This is a genomic window from Pseudomonas sp. GL_139_B (assembly GCF_057834475.1).
Genome location: NZ_CM174403.1, coordinates 6,286,579 through 6,302,849, shown reverse-complemented (window position 1 = coordinate 6,302,849; position 16,271 = coordinate 6,286,579). Strand labels below are relative to the sequence as shown.

At 58.5% G+C, this 16,271-nt stretch carries 14 protein-coding genes; 6 read left to right on the top strand and 8 right to left on the bottom strand.

Annotation, left to right across the window (positions count from 1 at the left end):
- Positions 1-18: 18 nt before the first annotated feature.
- Positions 19-921, bottom strand: coding sequence for a GTP cyclohydrolase FolE2 (gene folE2, locus AC3ISI_RS28915; protein WP_489334855.1), 903 nt, complete (start codon positions 919-921; stop codon positions 19-21).
- Positions 922-1,021: 100 nt separating this feature from the next.
- On the opposite strand from folE2, the gene zigA reads away from it, so the two are divergent.
- Positions 1,022-2,230, top strand: coding sequence for a zinc metallochaperone GTPase ZigA (gene zigA, locus AC3ISI_RS28910; RefSeq protein WP_489334854.1), 1,209 nt, complete (start codon positions 1,022-1,024; stop codon positions 2,228-2,230).
- A gap of 72 nt (positions 2,231-2,302) precedes the next feature.
- Here the strand turns inward: zigA and AC3ISI_RS28905 are convergent, their stop codons facing one another.
- Positions 2,303-2,659 carry an NADH:ubiquinone oxidoreductase gene (locus tag AC3ISI_RS28905; protein WP_489334853.1) on the bottom strand — a complete coding sequence of 119 codons (357 nt, stop codon included), beginning with the start codon at positions 2,657-2,659 and terminating at the stop codon, positions 2,303-2,305.
- Between the two features lie 27 nt (positions 2,660-2,686).
- Here AC3ISI_RS28905 and AC3ISI_RS28900 point away from each other — a divergent pair, with 27 nt between their 5' ends.
- The gene (locus tag AC3ISI_RS28900; RefSeq protein ID WP_489334852.1) at positions 2,687-3,652 is read left to right on the top strand and encodes a CobW family GTP-binding protein; all 966 of its coding nucleotides are present in this window, start codon (positions 2,687-2,689) and stop codon (positions 3,650-3,652) included.
- On the opposite strand, the gene AC3ISI_RS28895 is transcribed toward AC3ISI_RS28900, so the two are convergent.
- Positions 3,649-4,062, bottom strand: coding sequence for a DUF3301 domain-containing protein (locus tag AC3ISI_RS28895; protein ID WP_489334851.1), 414 nt, complete (start codon positions 4,060-4,062; stop codon positions 3,649-3,651). The two genes, AC3ISI_RS28900 and AC3ISI_RS28895, sit on opposite strands and share 4 nt — an antisense overlap.
- Positions 4,063-4,182: 120 nt before the next feature.
- Between AC3ISI_RS28895 and pdxY the strand changes: the two genes are divergently transcribed.
- Positions 4,183-5,055, top strand: a complete 873-nt coding sequence (pdxY, locus tag AC3ISI_RS28890; RefSeq protein ID WP_489334850.1) for a pyridoxal kinase PdxY — start codon at positions 4,183-4,185, stop codon at positions 5,053-5,055.
- Positions 5,056-5,105: 50 nt separating this feature from the next.
- Here the strand turns inward: pdxY and AC3ISI_RS28885 are convergent, their stop codons facing one another.
- A complete protein-coding gene (locus AC3ISI_RS28885) occupies positions 5,106-5,588 on the bottom strand; it encodes an acyl-CoA thioesterase (protein ID WP_489334849.1) in 483 nt (160 codons plus the stop codon).
- Positions 5,589-5,788: 200 nt separating this feature from the next.
- Between AC3ISI_RS28885 and AC3ISI_RS28880 the strand changes: the two genes are divergently transcribed.
- Complete coding sequence (locus AC3ISI_RS28880; protein WP_489334848.1) at positions 5,789-7,552, top strand: cation:proton antiporter; 1,764 nt, start codon at positions 5,789-5,791, stop codon at positions 7,550-7,552.
- 21 nt (positions 7,553-7,573) lie between these two features.
- On the opposite strand, the gene AC3ISI_RS28875 is transcribed toward AC3ISI_RS28880, so the two are convergent.
- The 4 genes from AC3ISI_RS28875 to uvrD form a co-directional block, all read right to left on the bottom strand.
- A complete protein-coding gene (locus AC3ISI_RS28875) occupies positions 7,574-7,981 on the bottom strand; it encodes an SMI1/KNR4 family protein (RefSeq protein ID WP_008073570.1) in 408 nt (135 codons plus the stop codon).
- Positions 7,982-8,118: 137 nt separating this feature from the next.
- Complete coding sequence (locus AC3ISI_RS28870) at positions 8,119-8,994, bottom strand: Tim44 domain-containing protein (protein WP_489334847.1); 876 nt, start codon at positions 8,992-8,994, stop codon at positions 8,119-8,121.
- A gap of 177 nt (positions 8,995-9,171) precedes the next feature.
- Positions 9,172-9,612, bottom strand: a complete 441-nt coding sequence (locus tag AC3ISI_RS28865) for an EamA family transporter (protein WP_489334846.1) — start codon at positions 9,610-9,612, stop codon at positions 9,172-9,174.
- Positions 9,613-9,773: 161 nt separating this feature from the next.
- Complete coding sequence (gene uvrD / locus AC3ISI_RS28860; protein WP_489334845.1) at positions 9,774-11,957, bottom strand: DNA helicase II; 2,184 nt, start codon at positions 11,955-11,957, stop codon at positions 9,774-9,776.
- 257 nt (positions 11,958-12,214) lie between these two features.
- On the opposite strand from uvrD, the gene AC3ISI_RS28855 reads away from it, so the two are divergent.
- Both AC3ISI_RS28855 and hexR read left to right on the top strand, forming a co-directional pair.
- Positions 12,215-15,085, top strand: coding sequence for an EAL domain-containing protein (locus AC3ISI_RS28855; RefSeq protein WP_489334844.1), 2,871 nt, complete (start codon positions 12,215-12,217; stop codon positions 15,083-15,085).
- A gap of 135 nt (positions 15,086-15,220) precedes the next feature.
- The gene (hexR, locus tag AC3ISI_RS28850) at positions 15,221-16,087 is read left to right on the top strand and encodes a transcriptional regulator HexR (protein ID WP_025131545.1); all 867 of its coding nucleotides are present in this window, start codon (positions 15,221-15,223) and stop codon (positions 16,085-16,087) included.
- Positions 16,088-16,271 lie beyond the last annotated feature (184 nt).

Here is a 16,271-nt window from a genome sequence, read left to right as displayed (position 1 = left end):
GGGGCGGATTTGATTCAGCTACTGACACTCCGCCTCCCAGTTCCACCGGCTTTCGGCGACGGCATCGTGAGCGTGAAGACTCTCAGCATGGACCACGCGAATGTGGAAGGCGCTGATATCGGGGGAGCGTTTCAGGGCCACGTTCAGACGTCGCGCAGCGTCTTCGCAGAACATCAGGTTTTGACCATTGGCCAAAGCGAAAGCCTGCTCATCGGCACGCTTTACCGCTGTTTGTACGGCGGTGCCGAGTGCTGCTTCGGCCTCGTTGATGAGCGCAATCAGCGGCAGGTCATCAAGTTGATTGTCCAGCCGCAAACACAAATGCGCGGTGCTGCGTTGGCTATGGGGCGTCGCAATGATGCCTTTTGTGGAACCGAGCCATGCCCAAACTTCCTCGTGTTGCAGTAACGTGTTGGCAAAGTCATCGACGAATTTCTGCTGAATCAACTGGCGGGACAGTGCCGCTGAGCAAGGGCAGGTCGAGGAATAAGCAACATCGATTTGTAGTTCCACGTGGAACATCGCATTTTTCAGACGCGCTTCGATGCTCACCGGATAGGTTTTCCAGCCGGCCAATGGGCTGACTAACGCAGGCCGTTTGAGCAATAAATCGGTGTGGATTTTTATGTAGGAGCAGGTGGAGAGTCCCTGGTGAGTGTCGAGAAAACGTTGCAAGACTCGTCTCAACAGAGTGGGGCTCAGGTTTTCCGGCTCTAGCAATTCCAGCGCTAGATATAACCGTGACATATGAATTCCGCGTGACTCTCCATCATCCAGGCTCACTCCGACGTCAGCCCTTGCGCTCATTCGTTGACCATCGAATAAAACAGGAAGAGCAATTCCGCACATGCCCACCCAGTCGAGTGGTAGGGTTTGGCGAGAGGCTTGCGCAGCGATATCCGGCAGAGTCAGCGCGTTCATGGGCAGGTCCATCGTAAAGAGGTGACTTGATTGTGTTGTTATACTATAACATCAATTCAAGCCTGACTCTGCGAGCGGGCATCCCTGTGAGGAATACCTGATGCCTAATCGTCTCCCGGTGACTGTCCTGTCGGGCTTTCTCGGTGCCGGAAAAAGCACGCTTCTTAACTACGTTTTGCGTAACCGCGACAATCTGCGGGTCGCTGTCATCGTCAACGATATGAGTGAGATCAACATTGATGGCAGCGAAGTCCAGCGTGATGTCAGCCTGAGCCGCGCAGAAGAAAAGCTCATTGAAATGAGCAATGGCTGCATTTGCTGCACCTTGCGTGAAGACCTGCTCGAAGAAGTTAGCAAACTTGCCAGGGATGGTCGTTTTGATTACTTGTTGATCGAGTCCACTGGCATCTCCGAACCGCTGCCCGTGGCGGAAACCTTCACCTTCCGTGATGAAAAAGGGCAAAGCCTGGCTGACATCGCGCGGCTCGACACCATGGTCACCGTGGTGGATAGCGTGAACTTTTTGCTCGACTATCAGGCCGCCGAAAGCCTCGCCTCCCATGGCGAAACGCTGGGTGAGGAAGACGATCGCTCGATCACGGACCTGTTGATCGAGCAGATCGAATTCGCCGACGTCATCCTGATCAGCAAGATCGACTTGATCAGCAGCCGCGAACGCGAGGAGCTGATCGCGATTCTTCAACGCCTCAACGTGCAAGCAGACATCATCCCGATGGTCATGGGTGAAGTGTCCCTGGAAAAGATCCTCAATACCGGGCGTTTTGACTTTGAAAGGGCTGCTCAGTCCCCAGGCTGGTTGCAGGAAATGCGTGGTGAGCATGTGCCGGAAACCGAGGAATATGGCATTGCCTCGACTGCTTACCGAGCCCGCCGACCCTTTCATCCGCAACGCTTTTTCAGCTTTATTGATCGCCCTTGGGTGAATGGAAAACTACTGCGTTCCAAAGGTTTTTTCTGGTTGGCCAGCAAACCCATGGACGCTGGTAGCTGGTCCCAGGCGGGTGGCTTGATGCGTCATGGCTTCGCTGGGCGTTGGTGGCGTTTTGTACCGAAAAACCAGTGGCCGCAGGATGAAGAAAGCACGGCCGGAATCATGGAGAACTGGACCGCCGCCACCGGTGATTGCCGCCAGGAACTGGTCTTCATTGGCCAGAACATCGATTTCGCAACACTCATCGACGAACTCAACCAATGCCTGCTGACAGATGCAGAAATGGCATTGGGTGCCGAGGGCTGGCGGGTGCTGCCAGATCCGTTTGGGCCTTGGCACGATGAGGAGGCGGCCTGATCCACCGCTCGCCGCAACCTGTGTCGGGTGGCCGTCGTTTAATCCTGAACGTGGATTGGCTCGGCTAACGCCTCAAGGCTTGAGCCAGTTACCCTGGCTCTGCGCTTCGCAAAACGGCTTCAAATAGGCAGCATCGGTGGCAACGCCGTAATAGTGAATGTCCTGCCGGTAAGGCATATTGGCGACTTGAGCGTTACTGCACACCCCAAATGCGCCGGTTGGGCATAGGTCAACGTACTGTACGTCGACTGTCTGCCCGGCCAGATTGGGCTGGCAGAAGCCGTCGGCGAAGAGCTTTTCCGGGATGTTGCGGTTTTGCTGGCAAACTTTTACGTCCAATCTGGCGGCTGTGGTATGTACCACGCAAGCCTGGGCGAAAACTTCGCCGGAGCACAGCGCCAGCATTATCGACAATCCCATCAACCGCATCTTTAACCTCCTCAGAAAATGCCGACCATGTTGCAGAACATTCCAACTCACGTCATTGCGGGCCCTTTGGGGGCCGGCAAAACCAGCCTGATCAAGCACCTGTTGACGCAGCGGCCAGTCGGCGAGCGCTGGGCGGTGCTGCTCAACGAATTCGGTCAGATCGGCCTCGATGCTGCGCTGCTGACCTCGGACGCTGATGGTATCGCGCTGGGCGAAGTGGCCGGCGGCTGTTTGTGTTGCGTCAATGGTGCGCCGTTTCAGATTGGGCTCGGGCGGTTGCTGCGTAAGGCGAAACCGGATCGGCTGTTCATCGAGCCCTCCGGCCTCGGACATCCGACCCGGTTGCTTGAACAGTTGAGTGAGCCTCCATGGGTCGGTGTACTGGCGGTACAACCCTGCATACTAGTGCTGGATGCCCAAGCTCTCGCTGCTGGCAAACCGCTGCCTGCGGCGCAACAGGAGACGTTGAATAGCGCCGGCTTGTTGGTGTTGAACAAGGCAGAAAATCTCGACGTTGATGATCGCCAGCGAATCACCGCGCAGTTACTTCCTCGTCCTCTGTTCTGGACGCAGCAAGCTCAGTTGCCGTTGACCCAATTGCCTGGACTCAATGCACGGGCCGTAGCGGGTGTGGATAACTTGCTCGTGCCCAAGGGATGGGCGCAGATGCCGGCCGTCTGGACCGATCCGGCACTGCCAATTTGCTTGAGTCAGGATCAAGATGGGGGGTGGAGCATCGGTTGGCGTTGGCATCCGAGCCAGACGTTCGATGCGGCGCTCATCGGCCAATGGCTCGAAAGCGTTTCCTGGCGGCGGGCGAAGTTGGTTATCCACAGTGTCGACGGTTGGGTTTCGGCCAATGCGTTGGATAACTCGGGACTGGAATGGAAGCCCAGCGAATGGCGCCAGGATTCGCGGATAGAGCTGATCTTCAGCGAGCCGCAAGTTGGTGCTTCACTGCAGAGCGTTCTGGCTGACTGTCGGTCGGGTTAAGGGCGCCACTTGGTGTGTTCTTGCCGCCACTGGTTCAACTCGATCACCTCAGCGCGGGGCTTCGTCACATCAGCGACCGCAGGCGTGTCGTCAAACGGCATCGGGTAGGGGGCCAGTTCGATCTGCGCGCTGTGGGCGCCAAATTGGGTGATGGTGCCGTTGTGGCGGGTTTCGCCGGTGACGGTGAATTCAAAGTTGTATACGCGGGCAAGGCGCCGCCGGCCGTTGGCGTCTTTGATGAACGCAATCTTTTTGAGGGCCACATTGCCGTCCAGCAACTCGATGCCGAGCTTGGCGCAATGCTGCTTGACCCGCTCCAGCGCGCGCTCGCGCAAGCCGTGGTTGTGCCACAACCACGCGCCACCGGTGGCGAGTAGCATCAGCACGAAGATATTTCCGAGGGTCAGCATCAACAGGTTGCTCCAACTAGATGGTGTCAGCTTAACTGCGTCGCCGGTCTGTCGTACAGGCTGCGTTTCGTCGCATACTGAGCGGCTTGAATTTCAATCGTTTTACGGAAAACTCACCGCATGAAACGTACGCCCCATCTGCTCGCCATTCAGTCCCACGTGGTGTTCGGCCACGCTGGCAACAGCGCCGCGGTTTTCCCGATGCAGCGGGTCGGGGTGAATGTCTGGCCGCTCAACACCGTGCAGTTCTCCAACCACACGCAGTACGGCCAGTGGACGGGTGAAGTGCTGTCACCGCATCAGATCCCTGAGTTGGTCGAAGGGATTGCGGCGATTGGCGAGCTGGGCAACTGCGATGCGGTGCTGTCGGGTTACCTCGGCAGTGCCGCCCAGGGCCGGGCGATCCTGACGGGCGTGGCGCGGATCAAGTCGATGAACCCCAAGGCGCTGTATTTGTGCGACCCGGTGATGGGGCATCCCGAGAAAGGCTGTAGCGTTCCGGCTGAAGTCAGCGATTTCCTGTTGGAAGAAGCGGCGTCGGTGGCGGACTTCATGTGCCCGAACCAGTTGGAACTGGACAGCTTCTCCGGGCGCAAACCACGGTCGTTGTTCGATTGCCTGGCCATGGCGCGAGCGCTGTTGGCACGCGGGCCGAAGGCGGTATTGGTCAAACATCTGGACTATCCCGGCAAACCGGCAGATGGCTTCGAGATGTTGCTGGTGACCGCTGAAGGCAACTGGCACCTGCGTCGTCCGCTGTTGGCGTTTCCGCGTCAGCCGGTGGGCGTGGGCGATCTGACCTCCGGGTTGTTCCTGGCGCGTGTGCTGTTGGGCGATAGCCTGGTCGCTGCGTTCGAGTTTACGGCGTCGGCGGTGCATGAAGTGCTTCTGGAGACTCAGGCCTGTGCCAGCTATGAGCTGGAACTGGTGCGGGCACAGGACCGAATTGCCCATCCGCGGGTGCGGTTTGAGGCGACGGCAATCAGTCTCTGATTCCGCGTTGCCCCAATCGCGAGCAGGCTATCTAATGTGCGCCACTGACCTCAGGCATCACCCTTGATTTCCTGATACCGCTTTTCCAATTCCTGACGAATCTGCCGACGCTGCTGTGCCTGAATGAAGCGGCGTTTGCCTTCGCTGTTATGCGGTTGCAGCGGCGGGACGACAGCAGGTTTGCGGTCGTCATCCACCGCGACCATGGTGAAAAAGCAGCTATTGGTGTGGCGCACCGAGCGCTCGCGGATGTTCTCGGTCACCACCTTGATGCCCACCTCCATGGAGGTGTTGCCGGTGTAGTTGACCGAAGCCAGAAAGGTCACCAGTTCGCCGACATGAATCGGCTCGCGGAAAATCACCTGGTCCACCGACAGGGTCACTACATAGCGACCGGCATAACGGCTGGCGCATGCATACGCGACTTCGTCGAGGTACTTAAGCAAGGTGCCGCCGTGAACATTGCCAGAGAAGTTGGCCATGTCAGGGGTCATCAATACCGTCATCGACAGTTGTGCGTTTCCGGGTTCCATAGCGTTCTCACGGTTCAAGGCGCAATTTCAGGGGTGCACCTCTGCGGGTGCCTTGTCAGCTTTTTCAAACCAACAGTATCGGGACGCCGCGCAGGTGGCTGCCGTCACGCCCGGATCGATCTGTTTCCATATATTGCACCGCCTTTGCGGCGCAAGTCGTGGTGTTAACCTCCAAAAGTCCCCCTTGAGGAGCCCACGTCATGCATGCCATCAGTTTCATTCAGGATTTGGCAGTGATCATGTTAATCGCGGGCGTGGTGACGGTACTGTTTCATCGCTTTAAACAGCCCGTGGTACTGGGCTACATCGTCGCCGGTTTCATCATCGGTCCGCATACGCCACCGTTCGGCCTGATCCACGACGAAGAAACCATCAAGACCCTCGCGGAGCTCGGGGTGATCTTCCTGATGTTCTGCCTCGGTCTGGAATTCAGCCTGCGCAAGTTGTTCAAGGTCGGCGCTACAGCGTTTATCGCGGCGTTCCTGGAAATCGTGCTGATGATCTGGATCGGCTACGAGATCGGTCGCTGGTTTGACTGGAACACCATGGACTCACTGTTCCTCGGTGCGATCCTGGCGATTTCCTCAACCACCATCATCGTCAAGGCGCTCAACGACCTGAAGATGAAAAACGAGCGCTTTGCCCAACTGATCTTCGGTGTGCTGATCGTCGAGGACATCCTCGGTATCGGCATCATCGCGTTGCTGTCGAGCATCGCGGTCAGCGGCACGGTGAGCTCCGGCGAAGTGTTTTCCACGGTCGGCAAGCTCTCGCTGTTCATGATTGTCGCGCTGGTTATCGGGATTTTGCTGGTGCCACGGTTGCTGGCCTATGTGGCCAAATTCGAAAGCAACGAGATGCTGCTGATCACCGTGCTGGGGCTGTGTTTCGGTTTCTGTCTGTTGGTGGTGAAGCTGGAGTACAGCATGGTGCTCGGCGCGTTCTTGATTGGCGCGATTATGGCTGAATCTCGGCAGTTGGTGAAAATAGAGCGCTTGATCGAGCCGGTTCGCGACTTGTTCAGCGCCATCTTCTTCGTTGCCATCGGCCTGATGCTGGATCCGATGATCCTGCTGCAATACGCCTGGCCGATCGCCGTGATCACCGTGACTGTGGTGCTCGGCAAGATGCTCTCCTGCGGCCTCGGGGCGTTTATCGCCGGCAATGACGGACGCACTTCACTACGCGTAGGGATGGGGCTTTCGCAGATTGGCGAATTTTCTTTCATCATCGCCGCGTTGGGCATGACGCTGCAGGTCACCAGCAACTTCCTCTACCCGGTCGCCGTGGCTGTTTCGGTGATCACTACGCTGCTGACGCCGTACCTGATCCGCGCGGCCGATCCGTTGTCGATCAAGCTCGCCGCCGTGATGCCGCAAAGGCTGGGCAGGGTGTTGGGGATGTACGGCGAATGGCTGCGTAGCATTCAGCCGCAAGGCGAGGGCGCGCTGTTGGCGTCGATGATTCGGCGGATTTTGTTGCAGGTGGGAGTCAATCTGGCGTTGGTGATTGCGATTTTTATCTCGGGCGCGTATTTCGCCGAGCGCATGTCCGCCTGGCTTCAAGACTGGATCATCGACCCGAGTTGGCAGAAAGCTTTGATTTGGGGCGGGGCACTTTTGTTGTCGCTACCGTTCCTTATCGCCGCCTATCGCAAGCTCAAGGCGCTGTCGCTGCTGTTGGCAGAGATGGGGGTGAAGCCGGAGATGGCAGGCCGTCACACGCAGCGAGTGCGTCGGGTGATCGCCGAAGTGATCCCGATCCTTTCGCTACTGGTGATATTCCTGCTACTGGCAGCCTTGTCGGCCAGTATTCTGCCGACCAACAAGTTGCTGGTATTGATCATCGTAGTCGCTGCCGCCGTGGCGGCACTGCTCTGGCGCTGGTTCATCCGCGTACACACGCGGATGCAGGTGGCCTTGCTCGAAACCCTGGACAACCACAAGGAATCGTCCGGGCGTTGACCACGCGAAGCAGCGGGCGTCTCAGCTTTCCAGCCAGACGTCCCGCGCCCAGTGCCACACCGATTCCCAGGTTTCTTCGGCGAGCAGTTCTTCCTCGGCCAACCACAACACCACGGTGCCGTCTTCTTCGACGAGGTAGTAGTTGTCACCGTCCTGGCAGATCGGAATCATGCTGCGATCGACGCCGGCGTCCCAGGCGTTGGCGGCAACGTCTGGCAGGTAGGTGTGGGATTGCGGGTCGGTGACAGTCACCGGCTCCAGGCTGCCGTAGACCACGTCGCTGACGGTCAGCAAAAATTCTCTGAAGACGAACGGAATGTCGATGAACAGTTGTTCTTCGATTTCCACGATCTGATCTTCGTCAGGCAGCTCCAAGGGGACCGGTACCGGTTCGTTGGCTTCACGCAGTTGTTCAATGATTTCTTCCACGTCCGGGATCCTCTTGCTTGATGGCGCGGTTTAGTTGGGGCGGTTTATACAGTAGCTCGCTATAGATGCAACCGCGAAATAGAAAACCCCAGCCTAGGCTGGGGTTTTTTACTACAGCATGCTTAACGCAAGAGGGATCAGCCGTTCTGGCGGATACCGGCCACCAGCCACGGCTGGTTTTCGCCCTGTGGGCGCTCCATGTTCCAGCTTTCGCTGAACACTTCGCCCTGGTCGAAACGCGAGGTCTTCGACACACCGCTGAAGGTCAGGGTGGCAATGGTCTTGTCGGCACGATCATCCACGCCATCCAGTTGAACATTGAGGTTATCAATGTAGGTGGACTGGAAGCCGTCGCCCAGGTCAGCGCGTTCGCGCTTGAGGAACTCGAGCATTTGCGGGGTCACGAACTCGGCGATCTTGTCCATTTCGTTAGCGTCCCAGTGCTGCTGCAGGGACTGGAAGTGGTTACGGGCCGCTTCAATGAAGTTCTTTTCGTTGAACCAGGCCGGCGCGTTGATTACCGGACGAGCGGCAACCGGTGCAGCCGAACCACCGAAGATCGAACCGCCAGCAGGCTGCTGTTGGAACACCTCACGTTGCATCGGTGCGTGACCCGCTGGAGCCATGTGCTCCTGTTGCTTGCGACGACGAGCGGCGATGAAGCGGAAGACCAGGAAGGCGATGACTGCCATGATCAGGATGTCGAAGATCTGCATACCCTGGAAACCGCCACCCATGAACATGGAGGCCAGCAGGCCGCCAGCCGCGATGCCGGCCAGAGGGCCGAGCCAGCGCGAAGCACCGCCAGCCTTGGCCGCAACGCCAGCGGCACCCGCAGCACCGGGGGTCGCCGCAGCGCCGCCGATGCCTGGAGAAGAAGGCGCCATTTGGCTGGTCTGGTGGGTCGGCGCAGCGCCGACGCTTTTGCCGCCACCAAAGCGCTTGGCGTTGGCGTCGAGGCTCATCGTCAGGCCGATGCACAACGCCATGGCGATGCTAAGAAAACGTTTCATAAAGGGTAATCCCATTTTGTGGATGCACGCGCGCCATGTTGCACAGCTGAAGTGTTACTGACTAGCGGCAGAGTGTTTCGGGCTTTTGCCTGACAGGTTGCGTTCAGCTTCAGTCAGCGCAATAAGGCCTTTTACTTTGGTCCGTAGGACAAGTGGTTAGTTCTGTAGGAAAGATGCTTAACGTCGCAGCGCCAACAAGACCACACCGGCCGTGATCAGACCGATTCCGCCCCATTGGCGCAAGTCGAGTTTTTCGCCCAGCAGGACCACACCGAGCACCGCCACCAACACCACGCTGAGTTTGTCCACCGGAGCGACCAACGAAGCCGGCCCCAGTTTCAGCGCGCGGAAGTAGCAGATCCACGAGGCACCGGTGGCCAGTCCCGACAGCAGCAAGAATAAGTAGCTCTTCGCCGAGATCGATCCTAATGACTGATATTGGCCCGTGGCGTACAAAATCAAGGCCAGGCTGACCAATACCACCACGGTGCGCAGGAGGGTGGCGAAGTCGGAATTGACGTTTTCGATGCCGATTTTGGCGAAAATCGCCGTCATGGCGGCAAACGCCGCCGACAACAGGGCCCAGAATGTCCAGGAAGAAAAGAAGCCTGAGCCCATTATTTCGCGCCTTATAGATCAACCTGCTGAGATATGGATCAACAAAAAGACCCCTGTGGGAGCGAGCCTGCTCGCGATAGCCACACCCCGATTTAAGAGATACACCGCAGCGATCCCGATCGCGAGCAGGCTCACTCCAACAGAAAAGCTGTCAGGTAGCTTTAAATAGCTTCCAGCTTCGCGTATCCGAGCATCAGCCACTTGCTGCCTTCGCTGAAGTTCACCTGCACCCGCGCCTGAGCCCCGGCACCTTCGAAATTCAGGATCACGCCGTCACCAAAGATCGAGTGCCTTACAGTCTGACCCAGGCTGAAGCCGGTTTCCGGAATCTCGCTGCCGCTGAACAGGTTGCTGCCGCTCATCGATTGATTGCCACCGAACGGACGGCTGACGCTGTTGGACAGCCGCACTTCCTGGATCAGACCTTTCGGCACTTCCCGTACGAAACGCGACACTTTGTTGTAGGTTTCGCTGCCGTACAGGCGTCGGGTCTCAGCATAGGTCATCACCAGATTTTGCATGGCACGGGTGATGCCGACGTAGGCCAGGCGGCGTTCTTCCTCAAGACGGCCGGGCTCTTCCAGGCTCATCTTGTGCGGGAACAAACCTTCTTCCATACCCACCAGGAACACGTAGGGGAATTCCAGGCCCTTGGCGCTGTGCAAGGTCATCAGCTGAATGCTGTCTTCGTGCTCCTCGGCCTGAGTATCGCCGGCTTCCAGTGACGCATGACCAAGGAACGCAGCCAGCGGCGTCAGGTCTTCGTCTTCTTCAGCGTTTTCGAAGTTGCGCGCGGCACTGACCAGCTCCTCAAGGTTTTCTACCCGAGCCTGGCCTTTCTCGCCTTTTTCCGCTTGGTGATAGGCGATCAGCCCAGATTGCTCGATAACCGTCTGGGTCATCAGGTGCAGAGGCATCTCCATGCACTTGGCAGCCAGGTTCTCGATCAACTCGATAAAGGCGCCGAGCGCACCAGCGGCACGCCCCGTCAGACCCTTATTAGCCACCAGCAGACGCATGGCTTCCCACATCGATACATCGCTGTGTCGCGCATGGTCACGGATGGCTTCGACGGTTTTCTCGCCGATGCCACGGGCCGGAACGTTGATCACCCGCTCCAGCGCCGCATCATTGCCACGGCCTTCCAGCAAGCGCAGGTAAGCCATGGCGTTCTTGATTTCTGCCCGCTCGAAGAAGCGCTGACCGCCATAAATGCGGTACGGAATGCGCTCGCGCAGCAAGGCTTCTTCCAAAACGCGCGATTGGGCGTTAGAGCGGTACAAAATCGCGATATCGCTACGGGCCAAGCCGGTTTTCAGCGCACTTTCGATGGTTTCCACCACGTAGCGTGCTTCGTCGTGTTCGTTGAACGCGGCGTACAGGTTGATCGCTTCGCCTTCGCCGCCATCGGTCCACAGCTCTTTGCCCATGCGCCCGGTGTTGTTGGCAATCAGGGCGTTGGCCGCTTTGAGGATTCCGGCGGTGGAGCGGTAGTTCTGCTCCAGACGAATGGTCTCGGCATCCGGGAAGTCGTCGGAGTACTGATAGATGTTCTCGATTTTCGCGCCACGCCAGCCATAGATCGACTGATCGTCGTCGCCCACCACCATCAGGCTGTCGCCGCCCTTGGCCAGCAGACGCAACCAGGCGTACTGCACGGCGTTGGTGTCCTGGAATTCGTCTACCAGGATGTGGCGGAAGCGTTTCTGATAATGAGCCAGCAAGCCCGGGTGATCGCGCCACAAGTCGAGGGCGCGCAGCAGCAATTCAGAGAAGTCGATCACGCCTGCGCGCAGGCAAGCCGCCTCGTAAGCCTCATAAATGCTGCGCATGGTCGCCAGGTACAGGTCGCCGCTGGCTTGAATATGTTGCGGGCGCAGACCTTCGTCTTTTTGCCCGTTGATGAACCACTGGGCCTGCCGGGCCGGCCAGCGTTGTTCGTCCAGACCCAGCTCGCGGATCACCCGCTTGACCAGCCGTTGCTGGTCATCGCTGTCGAGGATCTGGAAGGTCTGGCTCAGTCCGGCTTCCTGCCAGTGCGCCCGCAACAAGCGGTGCGCCAGGCCGTGGAAGGTGCCGACCCACATGCCGGCCGGGTTGAGCCCCATCAGTTGCTCGATGCGCTGACGCATCTCGGCCGCGGCCTTGTTGGTGAAGGTCACCGACAGGATTGAGTGCGGCGAGGCGTTTTCGACCTGGATCAACCAGGCGATACGGTGCACCAGCACTCGGGTTTTACCGGAACCAGCACCGGCCAGGACCAACTGACGACCCACGCGGGCAGCTACGGCCTGGCGTTGGGCATCGTTGAGTGAGTTCAGCAGAAGGGAGAGATCATCGCGCATCGGGGCATTCTAGGGTGCGCCGACACACCGGGCAAACCGAGCTTTGCATTAGCCGATGAAAGATCACGAAGGACGACCGGTCAGTCACTGGCTGCAGGCGTTGGCGGGCCGCGCTCCCACGATTTTCGAGGCGTGACGGGGGTCTGAATTATTAGCGAATTTATGATCCGGGGCAGTTTGGTAAGGGCATTGGCTTGTGTATGCTCCGTCGACGTTTCGGGCTCATGCTCATCATTATAAGAACAAGAACATTGCCTATGACCCTCAGCACCGACCTGTCGGGCCCCACGGCGGAGCCTCGGGTTATCCGCAAACAGTACGCCATGGAAATGGCTGTTGAACGCACGCGCCTGCTTTATCAGGGCTCGCTACTGCCGACGTTGTTCATGTTGATCAATGGGCTGGTCTGCGCCGGTTTGCTCTGGAGCCCGCAGCGCCATTTCCTGGTCAGCGTCTGGCTGGTGTGGCTGTTGTCGCTGGTGGCGTTGCGGGTGATTCAAGTCGCGGCTTTTGATTCGGCGATTCCTAATCGTCAGGCGCATCCAATCTGGCGTCGTATGTTTTTGCTCGGCTCTGGCCTCACTGGCCTGACGCTGGCCGGTGCCGGTATTGCGTTGGTGCCCGCCGACAATTTCATGCAGCAAGCGTGGGTGTTCGGCCTGATCGGCGCCGCTGCCCTATCTGCCAGCGTTGCTTACGCGGTCAGCCTGCCGGCGTTTCTGTCTTTTACCTTGCCCTGCCTGTTACCGGCCATCATCTATTTATTCTGGGACGGCGATGCGCAGGGTCAAGGCTGGGGCTGGTTCGGATTGATTTTGTTGGGGGCGCTGAGTGTGATCGCCTGGCAGATCAATCGCCTGATCGACCGCGGACTGCTGCGGCGTTTCCAGAATCAGGCATTGATCGAGCACTTGCAGCAAGCGCAAAACCGTAGCGATCAACTCAATCACGAACTGGCCAAGGAAATCGACCAGCGTCGCTGCGCCGAAGACCAACTGCGTGAAGCCCAGGTCGAACTGGAACGCCGCGTTGCCCAGCGCAGCCTGGAACTGGACGCCGCGAACCAGGCCCTGAGCAAGAGTGAAGCGCGGCTGGCGTTGGCGTTGAATGCCAGCGAACTCGGGCTATGGGACTGGAACCTGCAAACTGATGAGGTCCATCACACGCAGATCCAGGAATTGTTCGGCCTGGCACCGGAGTGCGTGACGGCCATGCTTCGTCACCTCAAACCTCGTCTACACCCCGAAGACGTGTCAGTGCTGAAGCGAACGCTGGTCGAGCATTTGAAAGGCCGTAGCGAGGACTACCAGGTCGAGTATCGCGTGCGGCATGTCGACGGCCACTGGGTCTGGATTGAGGATCGCGGCCGGGCCGTTGAGCGCAGCCAAAATGGTCGGGTGATCCGCATGGTCGGCACCCGTCGCGATATCAGCGCAACCAAAGGGCAGGAAGAACAACGCCAACTGGCGGCGACCGTGTTTGAAGCCGCCAGTGAAGGCATCGTGATTTTCGACCCCGATTACGCGTTGATCGCGGTCAATCAGGCCTTCAGTCGAGTCACTGGCTATGACATCGACGACATGCTGGGCCGTAACGTCGTCGAGTTACCGTGCAGTCGCGATGCGCGCCGACACTATGGGGCCATTCATCATGCGCTGGAGCAGCACGGGACCTGGCAAGGCGAGTTGGTGGAGACCCGTAAAAACGGTGAACTCTATCCGCAATGGCTGCAATTGAATGCGGTGCGCGATACGAGGGGAAATGTCAGCCATATTGTCGGCTTTTTCGCCGATCTGTCGGCGCGGCGCGAATCCGAAGAGCGCATGCGTTATCTGACCCATTACGACGATCTGACGGGCCTGGCGAACCGTTCGTTGTTCCGGGAACGGCTGCGCGAGGCCCATCAACGGGTGCGCCAGGGCGGGCGTAGCCTGGCATTGCTGCACATCAATCTGGACCGCTTCAAATTACTCAATGACAGCCTGGGTCATGACGTCGCCGACCAACTGCTGCAGAAAATGTCCCGACGCCTGGTCAACGCACTGCCAGAAGCCGACACGATCGCAAGGCTTTCCGGGGATGAGTTTGCGGTGCTGTTCGATGCCTACGGCAACCTGTCGAGCCTGGCGCGAGTGGCGACACGTTTGTCGAGCAAGCTGCGTTTGCCAGTCACTGTTGATGGTCATGAATTGGTGGTCAGTGCGTCCATGGGCATCAGTATGTTGCCGGACAACGCGCGGGAAATTACCGCGCTGGTCAGTCAGTCGAACATAGCCATGCAACACGCCAAACACTTGGGAGGCGATAACTTCCAGTTTTATACCGAAAGCCTGCAAGCCAGCACGCTTGAGCGTTTGCAGCTGGAAAACCAGCTGCGCAAAGCCATCGAAGAACAGCAGCTGAAAGTTTTTTACCAACCCAAACTCTGCCTCGCCACGGGCCGACTGAACGCCGCCGAAGCGCTGGTGCGCTGGGATCACCCGACCATGGGCCGGGTGCCGCCGGGGGACTTTATCGGTCTGGCCGAGGAAACCGGGCTGATCGGCCCCATCGGCGAGTTCGTCTTGCGCCAAGCCTGTTGGCAAGCCTGCGAATGGCAGCGCCAGGGGCTTGAACCGATCCGGGTGTCGGTCAATTTGTCGGTGCATCAATTGCGTCAGGGCAAACTGGTCAGCCTGGTGCGTCAGGTGCTGGAAGAAACCGGCCTGGCGCCGCACTACCTGGAGTTGGAACTCACCGAAAGCCAGTTGCTGGACAGCGTCGAGCACATCATTGCGACTTTCCAGCAGCTGCGAGATCTGGGGGTGAAGCTGGCGATTGACGATTTCGGCACGGGGTATTCGTCCCTGAGCTATCTCAAACGTATCCCGGTGGACTACGTGAAGATCGATCAGGCGTTTATCCGAGGGCTGGGGGAGGGCACTGTGGATGCGGCAATTACCCGGGCGATCATTGCAATGGCGCATGGTTTGTCGCTGAAAGTGGTGGCCGAAGGCGTGGAGCGGCAAGAGCAGTTGGAGTTTTTGAAAGTCGAGCGCTGCGATGAAGTGCAGGGTTATTTGATCAGTCGTCCGGTCGAAGCCGATGAACTGGCCAAGCTGTTACATAAGGACGCGAACGCCTCGTAGGTGCTACATGGAGCGCACGTCGCCTGAAATGGGGACATCGAGTTACGCATTGAGCAGGCAAAAAGCCAATTCTTGTAGTATAACTACAAGCTTGCTACATCCCCGGCTACTGCCAATAACAAAGAGTCCAGCCCTTTGAATCTGCTGCAACACATCGCCCAGTCACGCCACCTCTTACGCAAGTCGGAGCTCAAGGTCGCCGACCACGTGCTGCTTGATCCTGCGGCGGTGATGCACAGCTCCATGGCCGACCTGGCCCACAGCGTCGGCATCAGCGAGCCGACCATCGTGCGCTTTTGCCGCGCCATTGGTTGCTCCGGTTTTCAGGATTTGAAACTGAAGCTGGCGCAGAGCCTGGCGGCCGGCGCGAGCTTCGGCCAGTTTGCGATCCATGAAGACGATTCCGTTGCCGACTACAGCCTGAAAATCTTCGACACCACCCTGCATACCTTGATGGAGGTTCGCGAGAAGCTCGATCCGGTGGAGTTGCAGCGGGCGGTCACGCTTATGTCTCAGGCCCAGCGCGTCGAGTTCTATGGCTTTGGCGCATCGGGTGCCGTGGCGGCCGATGCCCAGCACAAGTTCTTCCGTTTGCTGCTGACCGCGGCGGCGTATTCCGACCCGCACATGCAAGCGATGTCGGCAGTGACGTTGAAACCGTCTGACGTGGCGATCTGTATTTCACAGTCCGGGCGTTCCAAGGACCTGCTGATCACGGCCAACCTGGTGCGTGAGAGCGGTGCCTCGCTGATCACCTTGTGTCCGAGCCAGACGCCGCTGGCTGAGTTGTCGACCGTCAATCTGGCGATCGATGTGCATGAAGACACCGAAATCTACACCCCGCTGACCTCGCGTATCGCTCACCTGGTGGTGATCGACGTGTTGGCGATGGGCGTGGCCATGGCGCGCGGGCCGAGCCTGGTCAACCACCTCAAGAGCGTCAAACGCAGCCTTCGCAGCCTGCGGCTGTCGCCCAAATCGGTGAAAGCGCTGGACGACTGACGTCGTCGTAAGGTCGTTCCGACCTTAATCGCGAGCAGGCTCGCTCCCACATTTGATCGCGTTCTCCTGTGGGAGCGAGCCTGCTCGCGAAGGCGCCCTCAAACATGACAACTTTCATCTGCCTGTAACCCGTCTGCCGCCAAACCGTCATCCCCCGCGCCTATCTTGAAACTCCCGTAATCGC